The sequence below is a fragment of the Microbacterium sp. GXS0129 genome, assembly GCF_044769785.1.
Taxonomy (GTDB): Bacteria; Actinomycetota; Actinomycetes; order Actinomycetales; family Microbacteriaceae; genus Microbacterium; species Microbacterium nymphoidis.
Genome location: NZ_JBIZVZ010000001.1, coordinates 1,145,527 through 1,171,183 on the forward strand (window position 1 = coordinate 1,145,527; position 25,657 = coordinate 1,171,183).

The 25,657-nt window shown below is 66.7% G+C and carries 31 protein-coding genes; 18 read left to right on the forward strand and 13 right to left on the reverse strand.

Annotated features, from left to right (window positions below):
* Positions 1 to 140: 140 nt before the first annotated feature.
* Together glpX and ACIQJ5_RS05155 are read left to right on the forward strand one after the other, a co-directional pair.
* Positions 141 to 1,127 carry a class II fructose-bisphosphatase gene (glpX, locus tag ACIQJ5_RS05150; RefSeq protein ID WP_231089609.1) on the forward strand — a complete coding sequence of 329 codons (987 nt, stop codon included), beginning with the start codon at positions 141 to 143 and terminating at the stop codon, positions 1,125 to 1,127.
* 116 nt (positions 1,128 to 1,243) lie between these two features.
* On the forward strand, positions 1,244 to 1,447 hold the full coding sequence (locus tag ACIQJ5_RS05155; protein WP_231089610.1) for a UDP-N-acetylmuramyl pentapeptide phosphotransferase: 204 nt from the start codon (positions 1,244 to 1,246) through the stop codon (positions 1,445 to 1,447).
* Here the strand turns inward: ACIQJ5_RS05155 and ACIQJ5_RS05160 are convergent.
* A complete protein-coding gene (locus tag ACIQJ5_RS05160) occupies positions 1,428 to 2,786 on the reverse strand; it encodes a DNA recombination protein RmuC (protein WP_402841532.1) in 1,359 nt (452 codons plus the stop codon). The genes ACIQJ5_RS05155 and ACIQJ5_RS05160 overlap by 20 nt on opposite strands.
* A gap of 42 nt (positions 2,787 to 2,828) precedes the next feature.
* Positions 2,829 to 3,422, reverse strand: coding sequence for a 3'-5' exonuclease (locus tag ACIQJ5_RS05165; RefSeq protein WP_402841534.1), 594 nt, complete (start codon positions 3,420 to 3,422; stop codon positions 2,829 to 2,831).
* Between the two features lie 85 nt (positions 3,423 to 3,507).
* Here ACIQJ5_RS05165 and ACIQJ5_RS05170 point away from each other — a divergent pair, with 85 nt between their 5' ends.
* Positions 3,508 to 4,245, forward strand: coding sequence for a class I SAM-dependent methyltransferase (locus ACIQJ5_RS05170; protein WP_402841537.1), 738 nt, complete (start codon positions 3,508 to 3,510; stop codon positions 4,243 to 4,245).
* Between the two features lie 359 nt (positions 4,246 to 4,604).
* A complete protein-coding gene (locus ACIQJ5_RS05175) occupies positions 4,605 to 7,751 on the forward strand; it encodes an ATP-binding protein (RefSeq protein WP_402841540.1) in 3,147 nt (1,048 codons plus the stop codon).
* A 40-nt stretch (positions 7,752 to 7,791) separates the two neighbouring features.
* Here the strand turns inward: ACIQJ5_RS05175 and ACIQJ5_RS05180 are convergent, their stop codons facing one another.
* Together ACIQJ5_RS05180 and ACIQJ5_RS05185 are read right to left on the reverse strand one after the other, a co-directional pair.
* Positions 7,792 to 8,619: an ABC transporter permease gene (locus tag ACIQJ5_RS05180; protein WP_402841543.1), complete on the reverse strand. Its 828-nt coding sequence runs from the start codon at positions 8,617 to 8,619 to the stop codon at positions 7,792 to 7,794.
* Positions 8,616 to 9,608, reverse strand: a complete 993-nt coding sequence (locus ACIQJ5_RS05185) for an ATP-binding cassette domain-containing protein (RefSeq protein ID WP_402841546.1) — start codon at positions 9,606 to 9,608, stop codon at positions 8,616 to 8,618. The genes ACIQJ5_RS05180 and ACIQJ5_RS05185 overlap by 4 nt, the downstream gene beginning before the upstream one ends.
* Positions 9,609 to 9,712: 104 nt before the next feature.
* Between ACIQJ5_RS05185 and ychF the strand changes: the two genes are divergently transcribed.
* From ychF to ACIQJ5_RS05230, 9 genes are all read left to right on the forward strand, one after another.
* A complete protein-coding gene (gene ychF / locus ACIQJ5_RS05190; protein WP_402841548.1) occupies positions 9,713 to 10,783 on the forward strand; it encodes a redox-regulated ATPase YchF in 1,071 nt (356 codons plus the stop codon).
* A gap of 87 nt (positions 10,784 to 10,870) precedes the next feature.
* Positions 10,871 to 11,635: a hypothetical protein gene (locus tag ACIQJ5_RS05195; RefSeq protein WP_402841551.1), complete on the forward strand. Its 765-nt coding sequence runs from the start codon at positions 10,871 to 10,873 to the stop codon at positions 11,633 to 11,635.
* Positions 11,636 to 11,729: 94 nt separating this feature from the next.
* Complete coding sequence (locus tag ACIQJ5_RS05200) at positions 11,730 to 12,533, forward strand: DUF2971 domain-containing protein (RefSeq protein WP_402841554.1); 804 nt, start codon at positions 11,730 to 11,732, stop codon at positions 12,531 to 12,533.
* Positions 12,534 to 12,825: 292 nt separating this feature from the next.
* Positions 12,826 to 13,329: a hypothetical protein gene (locus tag ACIQJ5_RS05205; RefSeq protein ID WP_402841557.1), complete on the forward strand. Its 504-nt coding sequence runs from the start codon at positions 12,826 to 12,828 to the stop codon at positions 13,327 to 13,329.
* Between the two features lie 120 nt (positions 13,330 to 13,449).
* Positions 13,450 to 13,992: a hypothetical protein gene (locus ACIQJ5_RS05210; protein WP_402841560.1), complete on the forward strand. Its 543-nt coding sequence runs from the start codon at positions 13,450 to 13,452 to the stop codon at positions 13,990 to 13,992.
* A 48-nt stretch (positions 13,993 to 14,040) separates the two neighbouring features.
* On the forward strand, positions 14,041 to 14,595 hold the full coding sequence (locus ACIQJ5_RS05215) for a GNAT family N-acetyltransferase (RefSeq protein ID WP_402841563.1): 555 nt from the start codon (positions 14,041 to 14,043) through the stop codon (positions 14,593 to 14,595).
* Between the two features lie 53 nt (positions 14,596 to 14,648).
* The gene (locus ACIQJ5_RS05220) at positions 14,649 to 14,942 is read left to right on the forward strand and encodes a hypothetical protein (protein WP_231089621.1); all 294 of its coding nucleotides are present in this window, start codon (positions 14,649 to 14,651) and stop codon (positions 14,940 to 14,942) included.
* A gap of 42 nt (positions 14,943 to 14,984) precedes the next feature.
* A complete protein-coding gene (locus tag ACIQJ5_RS05225) occupies positions 14,985 to 15,794 on the forward strand; it encodes a DNA-formamidopyrimidine glycosylase family protein (RefSeq protein ID WP_402841566.1) in 810 nt (269 codons plus the stop codon).
* Positions 15,795 to 15,834: 40 nt separating this feature from the next.
* The gene (locus ACIQJ5_RS05230; protein WP_402841569.1) at positions 15,835 to 16,455 is read left to right on the forward strand and encodes a pentapeptide repeat-containing protein; all 621 of its coding nucleotides are present in this window, start codon (positions 15,835 to 15,837) and stop codon (positions 16,453 to 16,455) included.
* A gap of 12 nt (positions 16,456 to 16,467) precedes the next feature.
* Here the strand turns inward: ACIQJ5_RS05230 and ACIQJ5_RS05235 are convergent, their stop codons facing one another.
* Positions 16,468 to 17,469: a hypothetical protein gene (locus tag ACIQJ5_RS05235; protein WP_402841572.1), complete on the reverse strand. Its 1,002-nt coding sequence runs from the start codon at positions 17,467 to 17,469 to the stop codon at positions 16,468 to 16,470.
* Positions 17,470 to 17,496: 27 nt separating this feature from the next.
* Complete coding sequence (locus ACIQJ5_RS05240) at positions 17,497 to 17,838, reverse strand: YciI family protein (protein ID WP_402841575.1); 342 nt, start codon at positions 17,836 to 17,838, stop codon at positions 17,497 to 17,499.
* Between the two features lie 142 nt (positions 17,839 to 17,980).
* Between ACIQJ5_RS05240 and ACIQJ5_RS05245 the strand changes: the two genes are divergently transcribed.
* The 3 genes from ACIQJ5_RS05245 to ACIQJ5_RS05255 all read left to right on the forward strand — a co-directional run bounded on the left by ACIQJ5_RS05245 (position 17,981) and on the right by ACIQJ5_RS05255 (position 20,630).
* Positions 17,981 to 18,556 carry a DUF6928 family protein gene (locus ACIQJ5_RS05245; RefSeq protein WP_402841578.1) on the forward strand — a complete coding sequence of 192 codons (576 nt, stop codon included), beginning with the start codon at positions 17,981 to 17,983 and terminating at the stop codon, positions 18,554 to 18,556.
* A 54-nt stretch (positions 18,557 to 18,610) separates the two neighbouring features.
* The gene (locus ACIQJ5_RS05250; RefSeq protein ID WP_402841581.1) at positions 18,611 to 19,687 is read left to right on the forward strand and encodes a DUF4241 domain-containing protein; all 1,077 of its coding nucleotides are present in this window, start codon (positions 18,611 to 18,613) and stop codon (positions 19,685 to 19,687) included.
* A 76-nt stretch (positions 19,688 to 19,763) separates the two neighbouring features.
* Positions 19,764 to 20,630: a GyrI-like domain-containing protein gene (locus tag ACIQJ5_RS05255; RefSeq protein WP_402841583.1), complete on the forward strand. Its 867-nt coding sequence runs from the start codon at positions 19,764 to 19,766 to the stop codon at positions 20,628 to 20,630.
* A 79-nt stretch (positions 20,631 to 20,709) separates the two neighbouring features.
* Here the strand turns inward: ACIQJ5_RS05255 and ACIQJ5_RS05260 are convergent, their stop codons facing one another.
* Positions 20,710 to 20,883 carry a hypothetical protein gene (locus ACIQJ5_RS05260; protein ID WP_402841586.1) on the reverse strand — a complete coding sequence of 58 codons (174 nt, stop codon included), beginning with the start codon at positions 20,881 to 20,883 and terminating at the stop codon, positions 20,710 to 20,712.
* A gap of 89 nt (positions 20,884 to 20,972) precedes the next feature.
* Between ACIQJ5_RS05260 and ACIQJ5_RS05265 the strand changes: the two genes are divergently transcribed.
* Positions 20,973 to 21,476: a CGNR zinc finger domain-containing protein gene (locus ACIQJ5_RS05265; protein ID WP_231089629.1), complete on the forward strand. Its 504-nt coding sequence runs from the start codon at positions 20,973 to 20,975 to the stop codon at positions 21,474 to 21,476.
* A gap of 28 nt (positions 21,477 to 21,504) precedes the next feature.
* Here the strand turns inward: ACIQJ5_RS05265 and ACIQJ5_RS05270 are convergent, their stop codons facing one another.
* From ACIQJ5_RS05270 to ACIQJ5_RS05285, 4 genes are all read right to left on the reverse strand, one after another.
* Positions 21,505 to 21,939, reverse strand: a complete 435-nt coding sequence (locus tag ACIQJ5_RS05270) for a VOC family protein (RefSeq protein WP_402841591.1) — start codon at positions 21,937 to 21,939, stop codon at positions 21,505 to 21,507.
* 116 nt (positions 21,940 to 22,055) lie between these two features.
* A complete protein-coding gene (gene arr / locus ACIQJ5_RS05275; protein WP_402841594.1) occupies positions 22,056 to 22,463 on the reverse strand; it encodes an NAD(+)--rifampin ADP-ribosyltransferase in 408 nt (135 codons plus the stop codon).
* Positions 22,464 to 22,485: 22 nt separating this feature from the next.
* Positions 22,486 to 22,923 carry an alternative ribosome rescue aminoacyl-tRNA hydrolase ArfB gene (arfB, locus tag ACIQJ5_RS05280; RefSeq protein ID WP_402841597.1) on the reverse strand — a complete coding sequence of 146 codons (438 nt, stop codon included), beginning with the start codon at positions 22,921 to 22,923 and terminating at the stop codon, positions 22,486 to 22,488.
* 22 nt (positions 22,924 to 22,945) lie between these two features.
* Entirely contained in the window at positions 22,946 to 23,530 is a 585-nt protein-coding gene (locus ACIQJ5_RS05285; RefSeq protein WP_402841599.1) for a 1-acyl-sn-glycerol-3-phosphate acyltransferase, read from the reverse strand.
* Between the two features lie 78 nt (positions 23,531 to 23,608).
* Between ACIQJ5_RS05285 and ACIQJ5_RS05290 the strand changes: the two genes are divergently transcribed.
* On the forward strand, positions 23,609 to 24,013 hold the full coding sequence (locus tag ACIQJ5_RS05290; RefSeq protein ID WP_402841602.1) for an MmcQ/YjbR family DNA-binding protein: 405 nt from the start codon (positions 23,609 to 23,611) through the stop codon (positions 24,011 to 24,013).
* Positions 24,014 to 24,034: 21 nt separating this feature from the next.
* On the opposite strand, the gene ACIQJ5_RS05295 is transcribed toward ACIQJ5_RS05290, so the two are convergent.
* Positions 24,035 to 24,397, reverse strand: a complete 363-nt coding sequence (locus ACIQJ5_RS05295) for a nuclear transport factor 2 family protein (protein ID WP_402841604.1) — start codon at positions 24,395 to 24,397, stop codon at positions 24,035 to 24,037.
* Between the two features lie 48 nt (positions 24,398 to 24,445).
* Positions 24,446 to 25,639 carry a glycoside hydrolase family 3 N-terminal domain-containing protein gene (locus ACIQJ5_RS05300; RefSeq protein WP_402841606.1) on the reverse strand — a complete coding sequence of 398 codons (1,194 nt, stop codon included), beginning with the start codon at positions 25,637 to 25,639 and terminating at the stop codon, positions 24,446 to 24,448.
* Positions 25,640 to 25,657 lie beyond the last annotated feature (18 nt).

Below are 25,657 nucleotides of genomic sequence, written 5' to 3' on the forward strand. Positions count from 1 at the left end.
ACGCGAGGGAAGCCCGCTTTCGCCCCCGTCACGGGCGAAAGCGTGACGTTCCTGATGGAAATCGTAAATAGGTGAAATCCTTCGCCGGCAAAGGCGCGGAATTCCATAAATCCTGACTCGGCGAGTGCCATGCTGGCCCCATGGTGAGCCTGACTGACGACATGAGCCCTCTGCACCCCGACCGCAACCTGGCGCTGGAACTGGTGCGAGCCACGGAGGCAGCGTCGATTCGCGCGGTCCCGTTCATCGGCCGTGGGCAGAAGGAGCTTGCCGACGGCGCGGCCGTGGACGCGATGCGTGCGTTCCTTCGCACCGTGAACTTCGACGGGCGGATCGTCATCGGCGAAGGCGAGAAGGATCACGCCCCGATGCTCTTCAACGGGGAGGCCGTGGGTGCCGGTCGCGGTCCGCAGTGCGATGTGGCGGTGGACCCCATCGATGGCACGTCACTGACGGCGGCGGGCCGCAACAACGCGCTGTCTGTGATCGCCGTGGCGGATCGCGGGACGATGCTGGATGCATCGAGCGTCTTTTACATGGACAAGCTCGTCACCGGCCCCGCCGGCGTCGGAGTGGTGGACATCCGGCTTCCCATCGGCGAGAACATCCGCCTGCTGGCGAAGGCACTGGGCAAGCCCGTCGACGAGATCGTGGTGTCGGTGCTGCACCGCCCGCGTCACGAGCAGTTGATCGAGGAGATCCGGGCCGCGGGTGCAGGCACCCGTCTGATGAGCGACGGCGATGTGGCGGGTGGCATCAATGCCGCGCGCCACAATGCTCGCACCGACATGTGCGTGGGCATCGGTGGGAGCCCCGAAGGCATCGTCACGGCGTGCGCCATCAAGGCGCTCGGCGGCCACATTCAGGGACGCCTCTGGCCGCAGACGGATGACGAGAAGCAGCGTGGGCTGGATGCCGGACTGAAGTTCGACTACGTCTATGAGGCGGACGAGCTGGTAACGAGCAACAACACGATCTTCGTGGCCACGGGAGTCACGGATGGCCAGCTGGTGTCGGGTGTCCGCCGCGAGGGTGGGTACATCTACACCGAGTCCGTCGTGCTGCGCAGCGCCTCCGGGACGCTCCGCCGCATCACCTCCGAGCACCTCGCGTCGAAGTGGCTGTGACGGCACGGTGACCATTTCGTGACCGCGTCCGCCCTGTATCTCGCTCGGGTCGGTGCGAGAATGGGACGCGGTGTGGGGGCGTCTGTCCCCACCGACACGAGATCGAGGCGGACGATATGACCACCGACACGACGAATCCCCGGACGGGCGCACACGCCGTCATCGCCAACGCATCCGACCCAGCGCGCCGCGCAGACGTGTTCTTCCGCGTCCGCCGCGCGCCCGGTCAGGCGATGAGCTCGTGGATTCCCGTCGGCGCGTTCGTCGTCGTCAGCCTCGTCGTCGTGGGCCTCATGCGTTTCATTCCCGGGGGTGCGTGACCTCCAGACGTGCGCGCAGCGCACCGATGTCAGCGCTCGTGACCTGATCGGTCGCGGGCGCTGCTGACGTCTGACTGGAGATCGCCCCCGCCGCATCGCCGTCGGTGTTCCCGGACCAGACCGCGCCGCTCGATGCCGGCCGGGCGGCATCGTCGGCGACGAACTCGGCCGCCAGGATGCGCCGAGGCGCCGACTGGATTTCGGCCGGCGCCCCGAGACCCGAGACCTTCCCCGGATCGATGCCCGGGAATCGGCGAGCCGTGACGAGGACGCGGCTCTCGAGCGAGCCGGCGAACCGGTTGTACGCCCCGACGGCTCGCTCCAGTGCGCCGCGCAGATCATCGGTGTGCTGCGCGAGGGTGCCGAGCCGGTCGTAGAGCTGGTTGCCCAGCGCCACGAGCTCGTGCGCTTGTTCGGAGACGTCCTGCTGGGTCCAGGTGTAGGCGACGGTCTTGAGCACCGACCACAGGCTGACGGGGGAGGCGAGAGCCACGCGCTGTGCGAACGCGTGATCGAGCAGAGCAGGGTCGGCATCGAGCGCCGCTGACAGCATCGCTTCGCTGGGGAGGAAGCAGATCACCAGTTCGGGACTGGCGGCCAGCCCCTCCCAGTAGGCACGCTTCGCCAGAGCATCCACGTGTGAGCGCACTGCCTTCGCGTGCTGGATCATGGCCGCTGCCTGGTCCGAGTCGTCGAGCGCTGTGGCGCGCAGGAACGCGTCCAGGGGCGCCTTGGCGTCGACGGCCAGAGCCTTGTCGCCGGGCAGCCGCACGAGCATGTCCGGACGACCGGTGCGGCCGTCATCGGTGGTGATGCTCACCTGGAGGTCGAAGTCGACGTGGCGCGTGAGCCCCGCTGCTTCCACGATGCGCCGCAGCTGAGTCTCGCCCCAGGTGCCCCGTGTCGTCGTGGAGCGCAGCGCTCCGGTGAGGGACTCGGTGGCGTGTCGGAGGGACTCGTCTGTTTCCTGAGCGCGGCGCAGCTGCTCCGCGAGAGCGCCGAACTGGGCATGCCTGTCGCGTTCCAGAGCGGTGACACTGCGATGCATGAGCTGAAGGGTCTCCTGGACGGGGGAGAGCGCCGTGAGCACCGCGGCGTCCTGTCGCTCTCGCTCGCGCTGCGCGCTCACCTCTTCTCGCAGACGTTGCTGCGCCTCAGCGGCCATCTGCTCCTCACGAATGAGCTGATCGCGGAGCGCGGCGACCGTCGATTCGCTCGCGGCCAGCCGAGCCCGCAGTGCCGCGTCGCCTGTATCGCCGCCGCCGCGCACGCGCCAGCCGATGGCGAGGCCGGCCAGCAGGCTGATCATGCAGGCCAGTGCGATCCAGATTGCGTCCATGCCCCCAGTGTGCCCCGGGGGTCGGACATTCATCCGGGAGCGTCAGACCAGTACGCTGACGGCGGCCTCGTCCGGGATGCGCGATATCCGCACACCGGTGGCCATGCTGAGAGCATCGAGGTCCGTGGCCCGCGCACGGCGGGCCGCGTCGATGACGATGTGCGCACAGGCGAGCGCGTCTGCCGATGCATCGTGATGCTGGAATTCGAGGAACCCCGCAGCCGCGGCGGCGTACGGCAGGCTGTGCGAAGGCAGCACATAGGTGCTGCGCGAGAGCTGCACACTGCACATGTAGCGGTAGGGAGCGAGTTCGTCGCCGGTCGCAGCGCACGCGCGCCGCATGACACTCATGTCGAAGCCGGCGTTGTGCGCGACGAGGACGTCGTCGCCCAGGAAGTCGCGTAGCCGGCCGAGCTGGTCGGACCATCCCGGGGCCGACGCGACATCTGCCGGGGTGATGCCGTGGATCTCGACGTTGCGCGGATGGAACTCCTCGTGCCCCGGTGGCGGCCGCATCAGCCAGCCGTCAGTCGCGACCACGACGCCATCACGAACGCGGGCGAGGCCCACTGCACACGCGGATGCCGTCGACGAGTTCGCGGTCTCGAAGTCGATCGCGGTGAAGTCCACAGGCACCCCTCCACCCTCTCGCCGATCGTGGGTGGCGTGGTCAGGCGCGCCGGGCACACCGTGGCCCGACGGCGCGTCGTAGGGTCGAAGCATGGTGAGCCACGACGACATGTCTCGATCTTTCGGCGTTGCGGCCGAGCTGTACCAGGCCGGCCGGCCCGAGTATCCGGTCGAGGCGGTCGCATGGATGCTCGAGCCCGCCGGGCCGAATCCGCGCGTGGTCGATGTGGGAGCCGGCACCGGCAAGCTGACGCGCGCCGTGCTGGCCACCAGGCCGGCAGATGTGACGGCGGTCGACCCCGATCCGCTGATGCTCGCGGCGCTGCACGGGGTGCTCCCCGATGTTCCCGTGCTCGAAGGCACGGCGGAGAGCCTGCCACTGCGGGATGACAGCGCCGATGCCGTCGTGCTCGGTCAGGCCTGGCATTGGGTCGATCCGGTCGCGGGATCTCGTGAGATCGGTCGCGTGCTGCGCCCCGGCGGAGTGCTGGGGCTGATCTGGAACATCCGCGATGCGCGCAGTGAATGGGTCGCCCGGATGAGTGAGATCATGCACAACTCGAACGCCGAGGAGATGATCGCCTCCGGCGGTCCGCACGTGGCGGCGCCGTTCACTGACGTCGAATCGAGATCGTGGGCGTGGTCGCGGGCGATGACCCGCAACGACCTGCTGGCCATGGCGCGCTCGCGCAGTTACGTGATCACGGCCGGACCGGAGGAACGCGCACGCATCGAGGCCGGGCTAGAGGAACTGTTTGACGAGGTTGGAGCCGTGGGGAACGACGCCGTCGAACTGCCGTATGTGACCACGGCCTTCCGCGCCGTATGACATCCGTGCCGCGCCGCGGCTGAGACGATCAGGCCCTGTGCGGACATCTCCTGACAAGACCCGATATCCGGGTCGGTGAGGGGGAAACGGACATGGTCGTCATCGTGGTGGGAATCGTCATCGCCGGTCTTGCCGGTCTCGGGCTCGCGTTCGTGCTGGATCGACGCATCGACGATCAGGAGTTCACCGATTCGCCTCGTGGCTGAGCGATCGAGCCGAAGGCGGCGGCTCACCGAGTCGGGCCGAGCATGAGCGCGCTGCGCGGTCTCGGCGGCCGCGCCTAGACTGATCGGCATGACCAGTGGGCAGCGCAGGGGACTCTCATCGCGCCGCCGCGTCGCGCGTTCACACCCTCGCGTATGACGGCGCGTCTGGAGGTCCTCGGCCCCGTGCGCCTGGAGGGCGCCGACATCACCGGCCATCCCATGCGTTGCCTGCTGGTGTCGCTGGCGCTCGCGGGGCCCGGGGTGACGCGAAGCGTCTCGTCCCTCGCCGAAGATGTGTGGGGGGAGGTGCAACCGCTGAATCCGCGCGCTGCGTTGCAGACTCTGATCTCCCGGCTTCGCGCCCTCGGAGGCGCCGACATCGTGACGCGGGCGCCGGGCGGATACGCGCTGGGGGCCATGAGCTGCGACCTCGATGACGTTCGTCGGATTCTGGCTCAGCCCCCGGCCGATCCTGCGGGCGCCGCTGCCGCGCTCCGCGCCGCGGCAGCGTTATGGCGGGAAGGTCTCGCGGCGGATCTCGGTGACAGCTCGCTCGCAGACACGTTCACCGCCGTTGCCGCGGACCTGCGCGACGACGTACTCCGAGCGCTCGCCGCCGCGCAGGCGACGGCCGGGCAGTCCGGTGCCGCCGCCGACACCCTCCGTGAGCTGGTCGAACGGCGCCCGTTCGACGAGCCGGCCCACATCGCCCTCATGCAGGCTCTCGCGGACGACGGGCGCACCGCCGAGTCACTGGACGTGTTCGCCCGGTTCCGTGCAGAACTCCGGGAAGCGCTCGGCACGACCGCTGGTGCCGCGATTACGGAGCTCAACGCTCGCCTGCTGCGAACGGAGGATCGCGGACCGCGCGTGCGGGTGGGGCTTCGCGCGGCACCGAACGAACTGATCGGGCGTGGCAACGAGCTGGTCCGTGCGCGGGCGCTGCTTCGCACATCGCGGCTGGTGACGGTGCTCGGTGCGGGCGGACTCGGCAAGACCCGCTTCGCACAGGCGCTCGCCGCGGAATCGGACGCGCCCGTGGTCATCGTCGTGCCACTCGCGGGCGTTCGCGCCGATGAGGGCGTTCCCCTCGCCATTGCGGCCGCTCTCGGCATCAGCGAAACGGCGGCGCATCGTCGACTCGCCGAGCCGCTGCCGCGCCCCGACCTCGCTCAGCGCATCATCGGTGCCCTCGGCGACCGGACGACCCTCCTCGTCCTCGACAACTGCGAGCAGGTCGTCGACGGGGCTGCACGATGGGCCGCCGAACTTCTCGCCGCCGCTCCCGCACTGCGGATCCTGGCCACGAGCCGGTCGCCGCTGGCCATCGCCGCCGAGAGCGTGCTCGCACTGGAGCCGCTGCAGGTCGACGCCGTGGAAGACGCGCCGGCGGTGCGGCTGTTCGTGCAGCGCGCACGATCCGCGCGCCCCGGTGCGGCCCTCGCGCTGGACGCCGTCGCACGGCTGTGCGCGCGGCTGGATGGTCTGCCGTTGGCGATCGAGCTTGCGGCGGCGCGGGTGCGCACCATGTCGCTGGCGCAGATCGAGGAGCGACTCGAGGACCGCTTCGCTCTTCTGACGACCGGCGACCGTTCGGCGCCGGAGCGGCACCGCACCCTGCAGGCCGTGATCGAGTGGAGCTGGGAGCTGCTTCCGGTCGACGCTCGGGAGGCCCTGGCACACCTCTCGGTGCTTCCCGGAGGGTTCTCCGCCGAGGCCGCGGCTGCGATCCTCGGGCTTGCGTTCGCGGACGATCTGCTCGATGCGCTCGCGTCTCAATCGCTGCTCACCATCGTGGAGGACGCGGATTCCGGCATGTTCCGCTTCCGCATGCTCGAGACGGTTCGCGAGTTCGGTCACGACCGGCTGGAGGAGGCCTCCCGTGTGGACGAGGCCTGGGAAGCGGTCATCGCCTGGGCGCTGGCTTTCGTTGCCCAGCACGGTGCTCCTGCCCAGATCTTCCCCTCGGGACTCACGGCAGACGGCCACCGTGCCGTCACGGAGGAGCACGACAACCTCGTGCATGTTCTCCGCCATCTCATCGACGCATCGCGCGACGACGAGGCCGTCGCGCTGTTCGCCGTGCTCGCGCAATCCTGGTTCATCCGCGGATCGTTCACGGAGTTCCTGGGATATGCACCCGCGATGGCTGCAGCAGCGGAGCGGGCGGACGCCGCTCAGGACCTGTCCGTGATCGCGCTCGCGATGGCCGCGCTCGGGTGCATGATCGCAGGAGACTCCGGCGCTGTGCGCGCTCTGGCCGTCGTGCGTGCTCGAGAGCGCAGCATCGGGGACGGGCTCTCGCCGGCGTGGCGGCTTGTCGTGCGCGCCTTGCTCGCCTCCGGTCGCGGTGCCGGTCCCGGCCTGCCTGAGCTCGTGGGACCCGGCGAGCCGCCGGCCGTCCTGCTCGTGGCCGACCTGCTGCGCTCCCATGCCGCGGAGAACGACGGCCAGCCCGAGGAAGCGATGATCGCTGCCCGCAGCGGCTGGGAGCGCGCCCGGGCTCTGGGGGAGCGGTGGGCCGAGGGCATGGCGGCGGATCTCGCCGCACAGCTCGCCGCGCAGTCAGCAGACGCGACGGAAGCCATGGTCTGGCTCGGCCGCGCGGCCGAAGTGTTCCGTGAATACGACGCTCAGGACCAGCTGAACCATCAGGAATGGGTACGCGGCGGAGCGCTGCTCTGCCTCGGTCAGGCCGACGATGCGCGTCAGCTGTTCCAGCACCTGATCGATGAGGGAGGGCTCAGCCAGGACGGCCTCGAGCTCACCTCGATCGGCGCGTACGGGCTCGCGGAAGCCGATCTGCTGGACGGGGATCTCGTCTCCGCGGCGGCCTCGTTCGATCGCGCCCTGGCGTCCTTCGCGCTGCCGGAGACGCGCCGCTCGCCGTGGTTCCTGATGGCCCTGTCCGGCTATCTCAGTGCTGCCCTGCGCTCGCTGGATCTGCCCCGGGAGGACGTCGCGATCTGGGAGCGGCGACTTCGCACCCGCACGATCGCCGTCTGCCGGCAGCGACGCGAGGGCGTCGATCGCCCCGTGCTCGGCACCGCACTTCTCGGCTGGTCGGCATGGGCGCTCCGGGACGCGTCACTGCGCGCCCGGGGAGTGGAAGCGATCGCGCTGGCGGAGGTCCTCGGCGGTCGGCAGAACATGCCCACGTTGAACCTCGCCGCACATCTGGCGGACGCGAGGGCGTATGCCGGTGCGGAGGTCGTGGAGGCGGCGCGGGAGCGCTCGCGGCTGCTGAGTCCACAGGAGAGAGTCGAACACGGTCTGGCAGTTCTCGGATACGCACGCTGACGTGTGAGAGGGCACCATGCGTCGGTGCCCTCTCACACGCTCAGGCCTTGCGCATGTACGCGCGCACGGTGAGCGGTGCGAAAATCGCGACGATCACAGCAGCGCCCAGCAGTGAGATCCAGGCGTCGCCGCCGAAGGTGCCCGTGTTGGTGAGGTCTCGAACAGCCGTCACCAGGTGCGAGACCGGGTTGATGTTCACGAACCACTGCAGCCAGGTCGGCATCGTGTCGACGGGGACGAAGGCGTTCGAGAGGAACGTGAGCGGGAACAGGATGATCATCGAGATGCCCTGGACGCTCGAGGCAGTACGGGCGATCACGCCGAAGAATGCGAAGATCCAGCTCATCGCCCACGAGCACACGATCACCAGCACGCCGGCGGCGACCACCGCGAGCAGCCCGCCTGCCGGGCGAAAGCCCATGATGTAGCCCATCGTGAACGTGAGCGTGGTGGCGATCGCGTACCGGACCGTGTCGGCGAGCAGCGCCCCCGACAGCGGGGCGATGCGGGCGATCGGCAGCGAGCGGAATCGGTCGAACACGCCCTTGTCCATGTCCTCGCGCAGCTGGACGCCCGTCACGACGGATGTCGTGATGACGGTCTGCACCAGGATGCCCGGAATGATGACCGGCAGGTACGACGCCACGTCGCCGGAGATCGCGCCGCCGAAGATGTACGTGAACATCAGCGTGAACAGGATCGGCTGCAGCGTGACGTCCATGAGTTGTTCGGGCGTGCGGCGGATTTTGATGAGGCCACGCCCCGCCATCGTCAGCGTGTTGCGCAGCGCCAGGCCGAGGCCCGCCCTGCTTTTCAGGGTGCGCTGGGAGGCAGGGACGATCGGGGTGGAGGCGATGAGAGTGCTCATGCGGAAACCTCTTCACGTGTGGCGGCGGACTCGGTGTCCTCCGCGGGATGACCGGTGATGGTGAGGAAGACCTCGTCGAGCGTCGGCTTCTGCACGCTCATCTCGGCGAGGTGAATTCCCGCCTCCCGCAGCGTGATCAGCAGGTCCGCGATGCGGTCGGCATCCGCCATCGGGGCGGTGATGCGCGAAGCCTCGGGGGAGAGGGCACCGCGAACGCCCAGGGCACGCTCGATGATCCGGAGGGCGTCCTCGGTGTCAGCGCTGTCGCGGACGCGAAGCTGCAACGAAGACGTGCCGACCGACGCCTTCAGCTCGTCGGCGGTGCCCTCCGCGACCACGCGGCCACGGTCGATCACCGCGATGCGGTCAGCCAGCTGATCGGCTTCGTCCAGGTACTGCGTGGTCAGCAGCACGGTGGAGCCCGTCCGCACGAGTTCGCGGATGGTGTCCCACATCTGGCCGCGCGTGCGGGGGTCCAGGCCGGTGGTGGGTTCGTCCAGGAAGATCAGCGGCGGCTGGGCGATGAGGGAGGCGGCGAGGTCGAGTCGTCGCCGCATGCCGCCGGAGAAGTCCTTGAGTGGTCGGCGCGCTGCCTCCGTCAGCCCGAAACGGTCGAGCAGATCCGCGGCTTTGGCGCGGGCTTCGGTGCGGCTCAGCCCGAGCAGCCGGGAGAAGATCATGAGGTTCTCGTTCGCCGAGAGGGTTTCGTCGACCGAGGCGAACTGCCCCGTGACGCCGATCAGCTGGCGGACGATGTGGGGCTCGCGGACGACGTCGTGTCCGAAGATGCGACCTGTGCCGCTGTCGGGACGCAACAGGGTGGCGAGCATGTTGATGGTGGTGGTCTTGCCGGCGCCGTTGGGGCCGAGCACGCCGTAGACGGTGCCGGCGCGGACCTGCAGGTCGACGCCGTCGACCGCCCGGTTCGTGCCGAACACCTTCACGAGACCATCGGCCTCCAGGGCCCAGTCAGTGGTGGGATTCGTCATGCCTCGATCGTGCTGCGACCCGCTTTCACCGCACTGTCGTCGCGCTTTCAGCCGCTTTCACGTGCGGACGCGGGTGGAACGTGCGCCCCGTAGACTGGTGTCTCGTGGCCCTGACTATCGGAATCGTGGGACTGCCCAATGTCGGCAAGTCCACTCTCTTCAACGCGCTGACCCGCAACAACGTGCTCGCGGCGAACTACCCGTTCGCGACCATCGAGCCCAACGTCGGCGTGGTGAACCTGCCGGATCCCCGTCTGGACAAGCTCGCCGAGATCTTCGGTTCGGAGCGCATCCTGCCGGCGACCGTGTCGTTCGTCGACATCGCGGGCATCGTGCGCGGCGCGAGCGAGGGTGAGGGACTCGGCAACCAGTTCCTCGCGAACATCCGCGAGGCCGACGCCATCGCCCAGGTCGTGCGCGGCTTCGAGGACGGTGACGTCGTCCACGTCGATGGCGAGGTGAATCCACGCAACGACATGGAGACCATCAACGCCGAGCTCATGCTCGCAGACCTCCAGACCATCGAGAAGGCACTTCCTCGGTACGAGAAGGAGGTCAAGCAGAAGAAGATTGACGGCGCGGTGCTCGAGGCGGCGAACGCCGCGAAGGACGCGCTGGAGCGTGGTCAGCTGCTGTCGACCTCCGGGCTCGACCTCTCGCCGATCCGCGAGCTGGGTCTGCTGACTGCGAAGCCCTACATCTACGTGTTCAACGTGGATGAGGCGATCCTCACCAGTGAGGAGAAGAAGGCGGAGCTGTCCGCGCTCGTCGCCCCCGCCCAGGCAGTGTTCCTGGACGCGAAGATCGAGTCCGAGCTGATCGACCTCGACCCCGCCGACGCCCAGGAGCTCCTGGAGGCGACCGGACAGACCGAGTCGGGCCTGGACCAGCTGGCCCGCATCGGCTTCGCGACCCTGGGCCTGCAGACCTACCTGACCGCCGGTCCGAAGGAGTCGCGCGCCTGGACCATCCCGCAGGGCGCCAAGGCTCCGCAGGCTGCCGGTGTGATTCACACCGACTTCGAAAAGGGCTTCATCAAGGCCGAGGTCATCTCCTTCGAGGACCTCGTCGCCACCGGTTCCGTGGTGGAGGCCCGCGCGAAGGGCAAGGCGCGGCTGGAAGGCAAGGACTACGTCATGCAGGACGGCGACGTGGTGGAGTTCCGTCACAGTTAGGCATTTAGGACGCCAGGCGATGATGTGTGAGTTTGAATGAATGACAGTCAGGCCGGTGGGAGCGGGGCTTCCGCTGCAGTTGCGCGCATGGTTGCGTCCGGCGCGGGCGCAACCGGAGTTGCGGCTGGTGGGCTTCTGGGCTTCCTCGTGGGAGGTCCGCCCGGCGCTGTGCTGGGAGGTGCAACAGGTGCGTTGTTACAGGACGGCGTCAAGGCCGCAGTGGGGGAAGTCGCTGCCCGCCTAACTACCAAGTCTGAGCAAGAGCGCGTGGGTTCATGCTTGCTCCTTGCGTATGAACTGATTGCTCAGCGCCTCAATGGCGGTGAGCAGTTACGCGAGCCCGGCTTCTTCAAACGTCGCGAGCGTAGAGCACAGCACGATCTAAGATCCGAGGCCGAGGAACTACTTGAGGGGACTTTCCTCGCGGCTCGCGATGCCTATGAGGAGCGGAAGGTCGAGTTGCTCGCCCGCTTCTACTCCAATGCCGCGTTTGCGCGTGGGATCGACGCTAGCCATCTAAACCACATCCTGAACCTTGCGAAGCTTCTCACCTATCGCCAACTGGTAATCATTGGAATCCTGGGCACACTTGACCGGAGCGCGGTTCGGGCCACCGACTTTCGTGGAGGCGGCTCTCTGCCTGCCTCAACGATTGGAGTCCTCTTTGAGATTTACCAGATGGTGAGTCTCGACCTGATCAGTTCCAAGGACTCGGGATACATTCTCGGTGTCGCGGACATCAACCCAAGTCTGCTGCAGTTGCAGGGGAACGGTGCCCATCTATTCAACCTGCTCCGGCCAGATGACGTTCCGGGCGAGGAGAAGCGATTCTTCTTCGAAGGCTTGGCGTAGGAGCCGTTGTTGGTGCAGGAGAAGCATGTCGCTAGTTGGATCATGACGTGGTGGAGTTCCGCCACAGTTAGGCATCACCTAGAGGGGAGTCGCAGTGTTCTCAGTCCTTGCGCACTACACCAGCGGCACTGGCGTCCGTGGCATCGTCGAAGAAAAGTCGCTGTGGGCTAGCCACGTCGCCTTCCTCAATGATGCCTCGGAGTTTGAGTACGCGTTCACTCTCGCTCGCGAGATCATCGAGAGAATCAACTCGCTCCGTGAAGACTGGGCCCCGCGGTATCCGAAGCTCGCCGAACTCATCACTCACGAAAGCACGCACCTTGAGCGGGGGAGTCTCCCGGACGTCTTCGTGACATCTCTGACGACGAAGACAGAAGATCTCAGTCAGTGGCGGGGATACACAAGCGCCGGCGACGGATACACGGTTCTATTTGACGCTGAGAAGCTCCGGGACCACGCAAACGCTCTGGGCTGGCGCCTCGTTCCGGTTCAGTACGAGGGCAGCGGCGCGGTCGCGGCCGTGGTTGAAGCCACCTTTCGAAAGCTAGACGACGGCATATACGCTGACGCCGAGTCTGCCTTCCGTGGGTTCCAGGATGTGCTGTTCGAGGTGGCTCCTACTCTGAAGCACGATGCATTCGATGCCGAGCAAGAGTGGCGCTTGATCTCGCCGCCCGACGTTGACCCGACGGCGATCAAGTGGCGCTCTGGTGCGAGTTTTCTAGTGCCATATCTTGAGTTCCCGTTACCGCAAGCAGACTCCGGCGTAATCGTGGGGTTCGGGGTCGGTCCGGGGCCGAACGGTGAACTTGCGAGCTCGGCACTCCTGAAGTACATCAACCAGATGGGCCACCACGTTGGCGTTGGGATGCCGGGTATCCCTTTTCGCCCCTGGTAGGTGGCGGACCCAGGTCTTGCCCCGCCGGACAGCGTCGAACATCTATCTGCACGAACAGTACGTTGTGGAGTTCAGGTTTAACGTCTGATGTTTTCCCTGACCTGGTCCCTTGCGGTCGGGTCAGGATTGCGTCGGATCCAAGATTCGGGCGCCGGATTTCTCTCGTCGACGTGACGGGGCGGAGCTATTGTGGATCCCGCTCCTCGGCGAGGTCCAGTCTAGATATGGTGTCGGGGATTGGAATCGGCTGTCGTTGGGAGATCCATGGAGTGGGGGGAACCTCGCGGATTGGGTGAGCGCGATCGGTGGTGTCCTCGCCGTCGTTGCTGCGCTCGTGGCCTGGCGAGTCAGCCAGCGCCTTCTCGCGGTCGAGCAGGAGCGGGATGAACGGCGAAACGCGGAGGCTGTCCGTGAGCAAGCGGAGCTCGTGTACGTGCTTGGTGCGATGCTGCCCGACCGCAATGACGACGAGAGATGGGCCATCGCTCTATACAACGGTTCGACGAAGCCGGTCTTCGATGTGCTGGTCGAAAGCCAGAGGCTTGATGGGAGCGCCACGAACGCACCGTTGAAGCTCGGTGCTCTGCCACCGGGGCGGTTCGTGGTCCCGGGCCACCCGAAGTATCACTGGGGGAACCTGCTGGATCTCGATCGCACTGATGAGCAGGTCGACTACTTGATCAAAGGCAAAGGGACCACCATGATTCAGCGGGTTCGCTTCTGCGACGCGGCTCGACGTGAGTGGGAGCTTGAGAATGGTACGAGGCTGATCCCGTCGGCGCCTGACGGGCCATGACGGCATCGCTGGCTGGGCGCGTGTAGTCTGACGAGCCGGCATGGTGCAAGACCAGCTCAGCGGCTGGACTCGTGTCTACGAGACCGATGACGGCCCGGAATCATCTGCAGGGGGTAGACGTTGACGTCCGACGAAGTCATGGTGGTTCGCTATCGGGAACCGGCCAGAACCGCCACCGAGCAGACTCTTCAGCGCCTCGTGCGCAAGCAGGGCGTGCTGCAATTAATCCTCGCGATCTTGCTCGCACTCATGGGGCCCGGAGTGGTCCTTGCCACCGCGATCCTGGTGGGTGATCTTTCAGCACGTGTCATTCTGCTCATCATCGCGCTGTTCGTCATTCCGGGTGCGTTGTGCGTGTTGGCGGTGCGGCAGCTTCGGCGACGAGTGCGCCTCCCCGAGCTGGCAGTCACGATCACTCCTGACACGGTGCGCTTTCCTGCCATCGACCGGGCGTCGGCATTGTTTCCCCGTATCCGCGCCGAGGAATGGGCGCGTGCGGGAACGAGCGCGACGATCATTCCTGCATCTGGTCTGAACTCCACACGGGTGGAGTTTGCTCGGCAGGACGAGGGCAAACGACGTCGGCGCATGATCGCTGCGGACAATATCGATGTCGACCCGCGCGCCATCATCGATGCGCTGAGCAGCCCCCGAAGTGCCTGACGCCGTGGCCCAGCCACGAGAAGACGACGATCGATTCGTGGAGCGCGGATGAAGTCACTCTCGATTGCCGTCGTCACCCATGACAGGCTTGCCCGTGCTGATCTCAGCGGGCTGCGCCGGCTCTTCGACAGCGAGTACCGCGAAGAATTCGGGGATTGGGACCCGGAGCAGCCGTACGGTTATGCCTCGCATGATGTTCACGTCATCGCGCGGATCGGTGATCGGATCGTCGGTCATGTGGGGTGGGCACGTCGCACGATCACCGTCGGTGCGGAGGCCGTGGTGATCGCCGGAGTCGGCGGGGTACTGATATCCGACGACGCGCGTGGGCAGCGGCTCGGGGCTGCCCTCCTGCAGGCGGCAGAACGGTCGATGCGCGACCGTGGCGGCATCGACTTCGGCTATCTGGGGTGTCGAGAGGGCATCGTGTCGTTCTACGCGGCCTGTGGCTGGACGCGGATTCGCGCGGGTGAGCGGTCGATCGGGCGCTTGGGGGAGCCCGTGGCCGATCCGCCGGGGCAGCCGATTCTCATCCTTCCGATTTCCGCGCCCGGGCGATCTTGGCCGGAAGGTGAGATCGATCTGCGCGGGCGTGCGTGGTAGGAGCTCCGCGCGTTGAGGCGCCGGTCACGCACGCGCTGCCAGGCTATGCGAGGATGCTGAAGCAGCGCAGCCAGATCAAGGGGAGGGCGTTGATGGGGATGGGGCCACTCTTCTATGTCTGGTGCATCGGTGCAGTGATCATGGGAGCAGTGTTCGCCTTCATGCCAGACCGTATGGTCGAGCAATACAAACGACACGTGGATAGCTTCCGACTCCCCGAACGGGTGGCAAAATGGCAAGCGCCGCGGCCCTGGACTCGGACCTTCTATCGCTTCGCGGGGATGCTCTTCATGATCATGGGCATCGTGTTCGCTGTGCTCGCGTTCGCCGGAGTGATCAGGCCATGACAGGTCGCCTCCTGCCCGTCTCAACGGTGCGAGGATAGGCGCATGCCAGAATCTCCCGAGGTGCAGGCCCTTGTCGAGTTCCTGGACGAGCGCGTGGCAGGGCGCGCCATCAGCGCACTGGACATCATCGAGTTCCGTGTAGTGAAATCGCGCGATCGGCCTCCCGGAGAACTCATCGGCGCGCGGATCGCCGGGGTGCGCCGCTTCGGCAAGCACATCGGATTCGATACGAGCGCGGGTTGGCTGATGATCGGGTTCGGCCGCAACGGGTGGGTGCGGTTGCACAGCACAGCCGATCGAGCGGATGCTCCTCCGACCCCCGAGGTCATGAGGATCAGGCTTGACGACGGGGCGGAGATGCAGATCGTGGAGACGGGGGACTTCCTCGCTGTGACGGTCGCGGTCGTTGAGGCGCCGTCGGACGTCGCGGGAATCGCAGCGCTCGGTCCCGACCCGCTCGCGCCGGAGTTCTCACCCGAAGACTTGGAGCGTGCCCTCGGAAAACGCCGGAAGATGATCAAGGCGCTCCTCCAGGAGCAGGCCTCTCTCGCGGGCATCGGGAACGCGTACTCGGATGAGATCCTGCACCGGGCCCGACTGCCGCACGATGTGCACGCGGCAGCTCTGGATGACGACGCGCGAGAGCGCCTCTTCCAGGCGGTCGTTGCTGTCATGAGGACCGCGGCCGAGGAGCGCCGAGGGGTGTCACCCGATCGGCTTAAGCAGACGAAGGTGTCGGCGATGGTCGTTCATGGACGCGGCGGTGAACCCTGTCCGGTGTGCGGTACGACGATCGTCGATGAGATCTTTGCGGGCGCCTCCGCGCAATTCTGTCCCGCTTGCCAAACATGAACAGCGAGCCGGTTCGGCGGCTTGCTTCGGTGAGCGTCGTATGACCCGGTCGACGACCCGCGAGTTGCGCGAACGCTGGTCACCGGAGGTTACGAGCGCCTATGAGCGTGAGCTCATCACGGCGGCGCAGCGACCGGCAACGGGCTTTCCATCGTCACCTTTCGGTAGGACGGAGGCGGCGCTCATCGACCTCCGCGGCGCCCGACTGACGACGCCGATCCGCTTCCAGCGGCTCGCGGGCGCCGACCTGTCTGACGTGACCTTCGCTGACGGCGCATCAGTGACGGAGTCCGAGCTGGAGGGCTGCCGCCTGGACCGCATCGACATGCGTGGCGCGTTCGTGCGACGCCGCTTCGTCGACTGCAGCTTCGTGGGTGCCAAGCTCTCGGGGGCACGACTGGGCGGGGATTTCGTCGACTGCGACTTCTCGAACGCGAACCTCTCCCGTACGGTCGCGTCAGGCGCGGTGTTCGAGCGCTGTACGTTCACCGGTGCGAACCTGCGCGGTGTGATGTGGACCACACGCTGTGTCTTCGTCCACTGCGACTTCGAGGGCGTCGCCACCCTCACGGGTTCCGTCGCCGGCAGTGTGTTCATCGGTTCGGTCCCACCGGACCTCAGCGGCTGCATCGTCGACCACGTGAGGTACGACGAGGGCTGATTCGGGCGCTGCTCAGCTCTTCTCGACCTCAACCTCCACAGACAACCCGCCACGCGTGTCATCCGGCAGCAGCGCCAGCGCGTTCTCGAGAGTGGCGACATCCGCTTCTTTCGCCACGCGGAACACCGCACGCGTGTCGGTGGTCCAGACCAGACGGATCGACGCGCGGGTCGGCGCATCGAGCTGCGCGAGCATGGCGCGGACCTCGTCACCTGTTCCGTTGAGCCCCAGCTGAACCAGCGGGCTCCCGAATCTGATGGGCATCGTCGACGGGGGAGTGGCAGCGTGCACGACGGCCTGGGCGCCGGGGACATCGGACTCGTTCGCGAGGATGAGCGAGACCTCGTCCTCGTCGCCGCGTACCCCGCTCACCGGGAAGGACGCGCTCACCAGAGCCCACGCGGACTCCGTGTCATCGAGCCACTGACCGGGTGGGCCTTCGAGCCGGATCGCTGAACCGGCGTCCCTCACCGAGACATACGCGCCACCTGGGCCGGCGAGCTCTGCAAGACGTTCGGGGGCCGAACGCGCGAGAGCGAACGCACCCGCGAAATCCGGTTGGACGACCAGGGAGACACTGGTGACCCGCGTGTCCTGGGAATCACCGTACAGCGACACCTGGGTGGACACGGGATCCGCGGCGATGTCCGATGCGGCACTGAGCGTGCCCGCGGTGACCGCATCGTCGCCGAACACGGGCATGGCGATCTTTCCGGAGTGGACGGTGACTCTCACCGGCTCATCGTCGTGGTCGCGGATGAAGGCGCCCAGGCGTGTCAGGAGGTCTGCGGTCTCAGGATGATCGAGATCGTTGGACAACGTGACAGTGGCGCGCACGCCGTCGGTGAACGGCATATTGTCACCCGTGGTCAGCTCAAGCTCGGCGATCGCCGGATCCCCGCGGAATTGCTGCGCGAAGTCCGAACGCGCGCCCGTGCACCCGGTGAGAGCGAGTGCCGCTGCCACGATCGCGGCGAGGCCGACCCTTCGCCTCCGACGTCGCCGCTGTCCCATGGGATCAGCCTAGGGCGATCTGCGCGATCAGTAGACGCGACGGATCTGCTGTGGCCAGCCGCATGCCTCGGCGAGCTTCGCGCCCCACACGCGAGCATCTGCGTCATCGGCGACATCGATCACCGTGAATCCGCCGATGTACTGCTCCGCGGGGGCGTACAGGCCGGGCGTGATGGTGGTCGTTCCACTGGTGGCATCCGCGACCAGCGCTGCGTCGCTGTCTTCCTCGACTCCGGCGGCGAACACCAGCACTCCGGCATCACGCATCTCGGACACGACGGCGTTCGCGAGTGGCCCACGGGAGGCGAACCATTCCTCGCTGTGCTCGCCCACCCACTGCTGGTTGAAGTAGATGATGAACTGGCTCATGGTGCCTCCTTCAGACCGTCGCGACGGCGATGAGGCCGTGAACATATGCTCGCGCGGGTGGCCGGCGGCGGTCAACGGTCGGCGTAGCCGGGCCTGTGAGGACAAAACCGTCAGCGGACACCCGTGCCATTAGGGTGATCGGATGGGGCTGAACTTCTCCTTGCTCGTGTGTTCATCCAACGGGGCCCTTGATCTCACCCGTCCCCTTCCTTCTGCCGCGGCTGACATCGCCATTCACCGTCTCTTTCCTCGCACGCCATACCGTCGGGTGGGTCCCCGTCGCTTGTTGGAGCGCGCATTCCCGGAGCGCGAACGTCCCGTCCTCGGCGCGTTTGAGGGGGGCCTCCTCATCGCGACCCGTGACGCCCATCTGTATGATCCGGGCATCGTGCACACGCGTTACCTGCGGCTGACCGGATGGCGCGACGTGCGGCTGCTGACATCCCGTTCGATCAACGACATGTTCGCCTACGGCCACTGGTGCGAGGGTCGACTCATGCGGTGCATCTCGGTGAACACTACTGCCGGAGTGTGGCGCGACGACGGGCAGCGGGAGGCGTGGGAGTCCGACACTCTCGTGGTGCCTGACCGCTGGTTGGATCTTGCCAACGGCGCGCTTCATAGCGCCCTGAGGCTCTCGGGAGATGCGGCACCGCTGCGATCGAATGTGATCGACTGGGACGAAGTCTCCGTGTACGAGTACGGGCGATCCCGATAATCTCTTGAGCGACAGCGCAGTGATGATGCCTCTGATCGCCAGTACCGTGGAGCCATGACGGACGAAGACATCTGCTTGACTCCTGAAGAGCGCGTGCAGAGGTTCATGACGGAATACGAGGCACAGTGGCGCATCGCGGCACCGGAGTTCGAATCCCGTGACCCCGCCGACCCGCGTCGGCCGTTCGCCATCTGGCGCGAGCTCATGGCGGAGACGACGCGCAATCACTTCACAGCGGACTCCCGTGTCGATCTGGCCGGATCCTTCGGGCGGCCCGCGGAGTACGGCCCCGACGCTGAGGCGGTCGTACGCACCGACGGCGATGGCGACATCGCGTATGTGATCACCCGGACGACGTCGGTGGTGGAGAGCCTTCATGAGTACGTCCTGCATCGTGAGGGCCAGGACTGGCGGATCGCCTCGATCGCGGACCACTACGGTGATCCGACCGAGCCCTATGTCGATCGGTCCACGATCGACGCCAACCTCGCCGGCAGCGGACCTGCGATCCCGTTCTCGGACCTGCCCGTGGAGCAGCGCTCGCTCGATGAGGCGCGGAACTTCACCGAGCGTGACGTGGCGCGGCCGAACGACGCGGAGACGGCACGCACGGAGGTCTTATCCGTCGGCACTCTCGTGACACGCAGCGGGGCGCTCGCGGTCATCGACTTCGGATACGACAATGACGATGCGCGCCCCCTGGCGCGGACGGTTCGCCCAGGTTCGTACCCGGTGGAGCGTGTCGTCGCGTTCGGCCGCAACGCCGCCGTCCGCGTTCGATTCAGTGATGCCGAACCCGTGGACTGGCACCCCGCGTCTCTTCCTGACAGTGGTCATGTCATCGGCGTGGACGCCGGATGCGTGTGCATCGTGGACTATGCCGGATACGCGTCGATGTCGCGGCGTCACAAAGCTGCGGCCGACAATGCCTACATGGCCGAGCATCGCCCGGCCGCGATGGTGTTTCCTCTCGCGTCCGGGAACGTCGGCGTCGTCGCGGATTCCGGGTACGGCGACGGCAGCTACCCGGCGTACTGGGGAGTGGACGGCCAGGGCGAGGTGGCGCAGCTCGTCGTCGATTTTCTGGTGCTCGTCCGCCAGGGCGAAGACGACGTGCTGACCACGCTCTGATCCGATCGGATCGGTCCTCGGCTATCGGGCGGCAGGGTCGCGGCTCACGCGAGAGTGGACATCGAAGGGAGCCACCGTGATCCACATTCTGAACCGGATCGTCGACGAGATCGAGTTGCACCTCGGTGACGACATCGACATCGATACGATCGCCATGCGCGCGGGAACGACCGGCTATCACGCTCGACGGATGTTCTCGTCGCTGGCGGGTATGCCGGTGTCGGAATACGTTCGTCGGCGTCGGATGACAGTGGCCGCGGCTGACCTCGTGGGCGATGACGATCTGCTCGCCATCGCCGTGCGGTACGGGTACGGTTCTACCGAGGCATTCGGGCGCGCCTTCCGCGCCGTCCACGGTGTCAGTCACGGTGACGTCCGTCGTGAGGGTGGTCCCCTTCGTAGTCAGCCACAGCTCAGGTTCCGCCTGACCGTCGAAGGGAGTGTCCCCATGGATGCCCGAATCATCACCCGTCCCGCGTTCCGCCTCGTCGGCCACGCGGCGAGAGTCCCGCTCATCCACGAAGGAGCGAATCCTCACATCCAGGCTCACATTGCGCAGCTCCCGGTGGAGGAACATGCGCGGCTGAAGTCTCTGAGCGACGCGGAGCCGAGCGGCCTGTTGCAGGTGAGCGACGACGTTGATCCCGACTACACCGAGGGGGCGGAACTCACCTATCTGCACGGTGTCGCCGTCACGCGTGAGACATCAGTTCCCGGTGATCTCCACGTCATCGATGTTCCGGCCGGCTCGTGGGGCGTTTTTCGTTCCCAAGGTCCGTATCCGGCGACGCTGCAATCGGTCTGGGCTGCCACGGCCACCGAGTGGTTCCCGTCGAATCCGTGGCGCCTGCGCACGGGGCCCTCGATCGTCGCCGTCGTGGACCGGTCTGAGGACTTCAGCACCGCGACCTGTGAGCTCTGGCTCCCGATCGAGCGGGCATGACGGAACCGGTCGCCCGGGCTGGCTCTCCCGCAGAAATCAGACACCCAGATATCTGAGGTGGAGGCGCACGTGCCGGGGATCACTTACCGTACGCAGGAATGTCGCCGCGGTTCTCCGGCGCCGCCGCGATCACGGCATCGTCGACGACCACGCGATGAGCTCCGCAGTGGCACCCCGCATACCGGATCCAGCCCTCGCTGGTGATGTGCGCGGACCGGTTCTGCCATCGGTGTTCGTGGGCCTCGCTGTACATCGGCTCCTCCTGTTCGGAAACACGGCGCCACGATGGCGTCGTGTTTCCGACTGTGATGCAATGAGTCAGTGCAGTTCAACCATGACAACATGACCGGTCCGGTGCTCGCTGCCGATCTAGCGACGCTGGCGGGGCGGAACTGGACGCGTGCGGGGGTTGAGAACCTGCTCACCATGCATGCAATTCGTCGCAGAGAACTGTCGGACGTGTCCTGTGAGCGGTTGCTGTCATGGGCGATGGAGCTTCGCGATGTGTTCACGGCGAGGTCAACGGCGGGCCGAATCGACGTGATCAACCAGCTTCTGAAGGCCGGCACCTCGAACGCGTACCTGACGATGCACGATGAACTCCGCCCCCATCTGCACTTCGCTGCGGAGCACGATGATCTCGTTGCCCGCGTGCAGGCGGTCACTGCTGGCGGCCTGGCCATCTTCGCTGTCGAAGCCGAAGGTAGCCGGCTCGGCGCTTGTCGTCGGGCAGGATGTCCCGCGGTCTTCGTCGACACGAGTCGCAACGGTCGTCGCGCGTATTGCAGTACGACGTGCGGAAACTATGACGCGGTGCGCCGGCACCGCGGTGCGCGGAGCCTGTGAGCGGGCGGGGCTGCGTGACCAGCCGCCGTTAGCGGATCCGTTCGGCGAGGCCCAGAAGGATCGACTCGGGACCGCGGACGTAGCAGAGCCGATAGACGTTCGCATAGGGGACGACGTCCCCCACGAGCTGCGCGCCATGCTCACGAAGGGCGGCGAGCACGCCGTCCAGGTCGTCCACCTCGAACATCACACGGAGGTATCCGAGCGCATTCACCGGAGCATTGCGGTGATCCTCGATCACATCGGGTGTCCGGAAGCGCGAGAGCTCCAGGCTGACCTCGCCGCCCGGCGTCTTCATCATCGCGATGTCCACCCGTTGATCCGCGAGACCGGTGACGCGGCCGGCCCAGGGGTCGTCGATCGCCGCGCGACCGTCGAGGACGAGTCCCAGGGCCTCGAAGAAGGTGATCGTGGCGTCGAGGTCCTCCACGACGATCCCGATGTTGTCCATCCGCACAGTCATGGAGCCACGCTACGCCGTGATCTCGGTGTGCCACAGGGGGACAGCGTGCCTCCCGGGCGCTCGCTCCCTCCCATCCCGGGATCACGTGCGAACTGGCCACTCGTTGTCACCCGGTCTCAGTTGATGATCTCGCCACGCTCGGCCGTGATCGCAGCGATCCGGTCGCGCCAATCCTGGAGAACCTCGGGCGCCAGCCGCGTCCAATCGTCGACCTCTGCCAGGACGCGCAACGGCGATGCGCTCCGGTACGAGCGGGTCGGATTGCCCGGGAACTTCTTGTCGGTGACGTTCGGATCGTTCTCGAACTCACCGGTCGGCTCGACCAGGTACACCCGCGGGGGAGAGTCGCCCGCGGCCAGCTCGGCGGCCAGCCCCGCCCCGTCCTTCAACGCCGTGAAGTAGATGTGGTTCATAACGATCTGGGGCCGGTAGTTGGAGCGGAATCCGGCGGTGAGGAGATCGCCGACGGAGAGGTCGGCCTTGGTGCCGTGGTAGAAGGGGCCGTCATCGAGCGCAGCGTTCATCCCGACAGCGTATGCCGCCTGATCACTCGGAGGCCGGTCGCCGACGGTTCTGCTTCGTCTCACTGCGACTCCGCTTCGCCTCCAGCCGGCGACGCTGTGAGGAACGCGTCGGCCGCGTCGCCCGCCTCGGCGTCTCGGGGGCGAGAGCGTCGCGAATGAGCAGGGCAACGCGTTCGCGCGCCGCGATACGGTTGCGCAACTGCGACCGGTGCTCGGCGGCGACCACGGTCATCGTGGTGTCGGTCACCTTCGAGCTCAGGTTGGCCAGCACGCGCTCGCGCTGAGCGTCGGAGACGGGTAGGGCAGCGAGATCGACGGACAGCTGGACCCGTGAGTCCGCGGTGTTGACGCCCTGCCCGCCAGGGCCGGAGGCGTGGGAGAACTGCTCGGTGAGCGCGGTGGCCGGGATGACGAGTCCGTGGGGGATGCCCGGGCCGGGCATCACGCGAAGCTCATCCATGCCTCCAGTGTGCCCTACGGCGTCACTGGAGCGGTCGCGGGGCCTGCTCTTCACGGAGGCGCGGCTCCACGCGATGCTCCGGGCACAGGCCGGCTTTGTCCGCGTAGAAATCGCGGATACGGTCCATGTCCGCGGTGACATCGCCGGTGAGTTCGAGCGTGGGGCCGAGGCCCGTCGTCATCGTGGTGCGGTCGACATACCCCAGGGTCACCGGCATTCCGGTCTCGCGTGCGATCCGGTAGAAGCCGCTCTTCCAGTGGGTGTGGCCGCTGCGGGTGCCATCGGGCGTGACGACGAGGCTGAACACCTCACCGGAGCGGATGCGGTTGACGACTTCCGCCACCACCCGGCTCGGGTCCGAACGATCGACCGGGATGCCGCCCAGACGGCGCATGAGGCCTCCGCGCCAGCCGCGGAAGAGGCTCTTCTTGCCCAGCCAGCGCACATCGATGCGCAGCGTCCACGCGATGGCGAGCATCAGCACGAAGTCCCAGTTCGAGGTGTGTGGTGCACCGATGAGCACGCTGGGGCGAGTGGGGGCGGGCTCGCTGACGAGCCGCCACCGGGACAATGACCAGTACAGGCGCGCGATCAGCCGAGAGAGCATCATCCCACCGTAGGTGAGCGTATATGCCGGTCGGCGTACGTCGTCCTCGGTGTCGGTGCTTGCGCGTACGCTTCGACCATGCCCTCCATCGATGACGTGCGCCGTATCGCGGCCAAGCTCCCTGGAAGCGAGGAACGCGACACCACGGCTGGACCCGCATGGTTCGTGCGCAACAAGGCCTTCGTCTGGGAATGCCGCGCCTGGCCGAGCATCCCGACAGACTTACGAGAGATCATCGAGCGGGAGCTGGTCGTCGGGGTGAAGCTCGCGCAGCCCATCGACGCCCGGGCTCTGCGGGAGATGCAACCCGACGTTTTCCTGGAACAGACCACGCGCTGGGGTGAGCCGAAGGTCGCCTTCCGGATGGCCGGAATCGATGCGGATCACCTCGAAGAGCTCATCATCGAGTCCTGGCGGGTTCAGGCTCCCCGCTACCTCCGGCGTGAGCTGGACGATCGCCTGGGTTTCAGCAGCGACTTCTGAGACGGTTGGCCGGGCACGCGCTCATTTTTTGCGGGAGATCCACCAGTCGGTGAACTCTACCGCGCGGCCGTCGGTGTCGAAACGCACCAGCCACAGGTTGTCGTACACACCCTTCTTGGCGCCGGCGGGATAGCTGGTGACACCGCGGATGGCGGCGGCGTTCGCATCCTCGACGACAACGGTCCACTCGAACTCCCATGTCCCGGGCTCATCCCGTTCCTCAAGCCAGAACGCCGTGATCTCGTCAATGCCGGATGCGATCTGCGAGGCGTTCGGCCGGGGGTGATACACGGCCTCCGGTGCGAAGACCGCAGCGATGTCCACCGGGTCGTTCGAGGTCCATGCCGTGAGGTAGCGAGCGACGAAGTCCGTTGCGTTTGTCATGGGGCCAGTGTGGCGCGGACCACCGACACGCTGCCAGCCCCGACGCTCTCAGTCAGCCAGGGACAGTCGCTGAGCCAGGGCGAGGCCGGCGGCGGAGTTCACCGTCTCCAGCGGCAGTCGACCGTCGGCGACCGCGGCTTCAAGACCGTCCAACAGCGCCGCGGGGGAGATCGGGTGTGGCCCGTCGCCAACGATCACGAGCATGGTGGTTCCGGAGGTGAGCGCCGCAACGGCGTTCGTGACTCGGTCGGCGTAGGCGGGATCCCCCGAGCTCTCCAGCATCCCCAGGTCGTCCGACACGATCAGGCCGTCGAAGCCGAGTTCATCGCGAAGGATGTCGTGCCAGCGCGGAGACAGCGACGCCGGAAGCGCATCGACCGAGGAGTAGACGAGGTGACCGAGCATCACTACCTCCGCGCCCGCATCTATCCCGGCACGGAATGGGCGTGACTCGGCCTGCTGCCATCGAGCGAAATCGAGGTCTGTTCTCGGCAGCGAGGAGTGCGAATCGCCCGGTGCCGCCCCGTGGCCGGGGAAGTGCTTGAGAGTGGAGAGCACGCCCGCTGACGCTTCGGCGCGAACCGCGGCAGCGACGCGATCGGACGCTGACACCGGATCGGTTCCGAGCACCCGGGAGAAGATGAAGGAGTCGGCGTCAGCGGTGATGTCTGCGACGATGCCGAAGTTGGTGTTGAGGCCTGCTTCGTGCAGCAGCTTCGCCCGCTGTGAGAAGGCGTCAGTGGTGTTCTGCACCGGTGCCTGGGCGAGGTCTTGTCCCGCAGGCAGGACGTCTTCGGGCAAACGCGCAACGTCACCGCCTTCTTCGTCGATGGCGAGGATCAACGGAACGGCTTCGGATACGGCATCGGTGATGGCCGAGACAGCAGTGATGCCCGCACCGACGTTGTCTCCCATGAAGATGAGTCCGCCGGGACGGTACGCCTCCACGAATGTCCTCATCGCCGCGGGATCGGTTCCCGCGGAGTGGAGGATGAGGAGCGAAGCCAGGCGATCCCGAATGCTCATCGCCGCCACCCGGTCAGCGACGCTCTGCGGTGTCGGAGTCGGTGAGGGCGTGACCGAAGGCGATGGGGTGTGCGTCCCAGAGGGGGCGGAGCTCGGCGTGGCGCTCGGTGCGGCAGCCGGCTCGGCGGCGCAAGACGTCAGTGCCAGCACGAGGGCGGCGGCCATCACGCCGAACGCACGGCGGATGATGGGGCTACGGAAGCTGAACGAGGACATCCCCTCCACCGTACGTCT

What these genes read in the sequence shown, in the direction of transcription:
- glpX (WP_231089609.1), top strand. Translation starts at nt 141, where the DNA reads ATGGTGAGCCTGACTGACGACATGAGCCCTCTGCACCCCGACCGCAAC.
- ACIQJ5_RS05175 (WP_402841540.1), top strand. Translation starts at nt 4,605, where the DNA reads ATGACGGCGCGTCTGGAGGTCCTCGGCCCCGTGCGCCTGGAGGGCGCC.
- ACIQJ5_RS05170 (WP_402841537.1), top strand. Translation starts at nt 3,508, where the DNA reads ATGGTGAGCCACGACGACATGTCTCGATCTTTCGGCGTTGCGGCCGAG.
- ACIQJ5_RS05290 (WP_402841602.1), top strand. Translation starts at nt 23,609, where the DNA reads ATGCCCTCCATCGATGACGTGCGCCGTATCGCGGCCAAGCTCCCTGGA.
- arr (WP_402841594.1), bottom strand. Translation starts at nt 22,463, where the DNA reads ATGAACGCTGCGCTCGATGACGGCCCCTTCTACCACGGCACCAAGGCC.
- ACIQJ5_RS05230 (WP_402841569.1), top strand. Translation starts at nt 15,835, where the DNA reads ATGACCCGGTCGACGACCCGCGAGTTGCGCGAACGCTGGTCACCGGAG.
- ACIQJ5_RS05240 (WP_402841575.1), bottom strand. Translation starts at nt 17,838, where the DNA reads ATGAGCCAGTTCATCATCTACTTCAACCAGCAGTGGGTGGGCGAGCAC.
- ACIQJ5_RS05155 (WP_231089610.1), top strand. Translation starts at nt 1,244, where the DNA reads ATGACCACCGACACGACGAATCCCCGGACGGGCGCACACGCCGTCATC.
- ACIQJ5_RS05285 (WP_402841599.1), bottom strand. Translation starts at nt 23,530, where the DNA reads ATGCTCTCTCGGCTGATCGCGCGCCTGTACTGGTCATTGTCCCGGTGG.
- ACIQJ5_RS05180 (WP_402841543.1), bottom strand. Translation starts at nt 8,619, where the DNA reads ATGAGCACTCTCATCGCCTCCACCCCGATCGTCCCTGCCTCCCAGCGC.
- ACIQJ5_RS05250 (WP_402841581.1), top strand. Translation starts at nt 18,611, where the DNA reads ATGACGGACGAAGACATCTGCTTGACTCCTGAAGAGCGCGTGCAGAGG.
- ACIQJ5_RS05260 (WP_402841586.1), bottom strand. Translation starts at nt 20,883, where the DNA reads ATGTACAGCGAGGCCCACGAACACCGATGGCAGAACCGGTCCGCGCAC.
- ACIQJ5_RS05185 (WP_402841546.1), bottom strand. Translation starts at nt 9,608, where the DNA reads ATGACGAATCCCACCACTGACTGGGCCCTGGAGGCCGATGGTCTCGTG.
- ACIQJ5_RS05270 (WP_402841591.1), bottom strand. Translation starts at nt 21,939, where the DNA reads ATGACTGTGCGGATGGACAACATCGGGATCGTCGTGGAGGACCTCGAC.
- ACIQJ5_RS05195 (WP_402841551.1), top strand. Translation starts at nt 10,871, where the DNA reads ATGGTTGCGTCCGGCGCGGGCGCAACCGGAGTTGCGGCTGGTGGGCTT.
- ACIQJ5_RS05265 (WP_231089629.1), top strand. Translation starts at nt 20,973, where the DNA reads ATGACCGGTCCGGTGCTCGCTGCCGATCTAGCGACGCTGGCGGGGCGG.
- ACIQJ5_RS05235 (WP_402841572.1), bottom strand. Translation starts at nt 17,469, where the DNA reads ATGGGACAGCGGCGACGTCGGAGGCGAAGGGTCGGCCTCGCCGCGATC.
- ACIQJ5_RS05245 (WP_402841578.1), top strand. Translation starts at nt 17,981, where the DNA reads ATGGGGCTGAACTTCTCCTTGCTCGTGTGTTCATCCAACGGGGCCCTT.
- ACIQJ5_RS05300 (WP_402841606.1), bottom strand. Translation starts at nt 25,639, where the DNA reads ATGTCCTCGTTCAGCTTCCGTAGCCCCATCATCCGCCGTGCGTTCGGC.
- ACIQJ5_RS05295 (WP_402841604.1), bottom strand. Translation starts at nt 24,397, where the DNA reads ATGACAAACGCAACGGACTTCGTCGCTCGCTACCTCACGGCATGGACC.
- ACIQJ5_RS05220 (WP_231089621.1), top strand. Translation starts at nt 14,649, where the DNA reads ATGCTGAAGCAGCGCAGCCAGATCAAGGGGAGGGCGTTGATGGGGATG.
- arfB (WP_402841597.1), bottom strand. Translation starts at nt 22,923, where the DNA reads ATGGATGAGCTTCGCGTGATGCCCGGCCCGGGCATCCCCCACGGACTC.
- ACIQJ5_RS05215 (WP_402841563.1), top strand. Translation starts at nt 14,041, where the DNA reads ATGAAGTCACTCTCGATTGCCGTCGTCACCCATGACAGGCTTGCCCGT.
- ACIQJ5_RS05225 (WP_402841566.1), top strand. Translation starts at nt 14,985, where the DNA reads ATGCCAGAATCTCCCGAGGTGCAGGCCCTTGTCGAGTTCCTGGACGAG.
- ACIQJ5_RS05160 (WP_402841532.1), bottom strand. Translation starts at nt 2,786, where the DNA reads ATGGACGCAATCTGGATCGCACTGGCCTGCATGATCAGCCTGCTGGCC.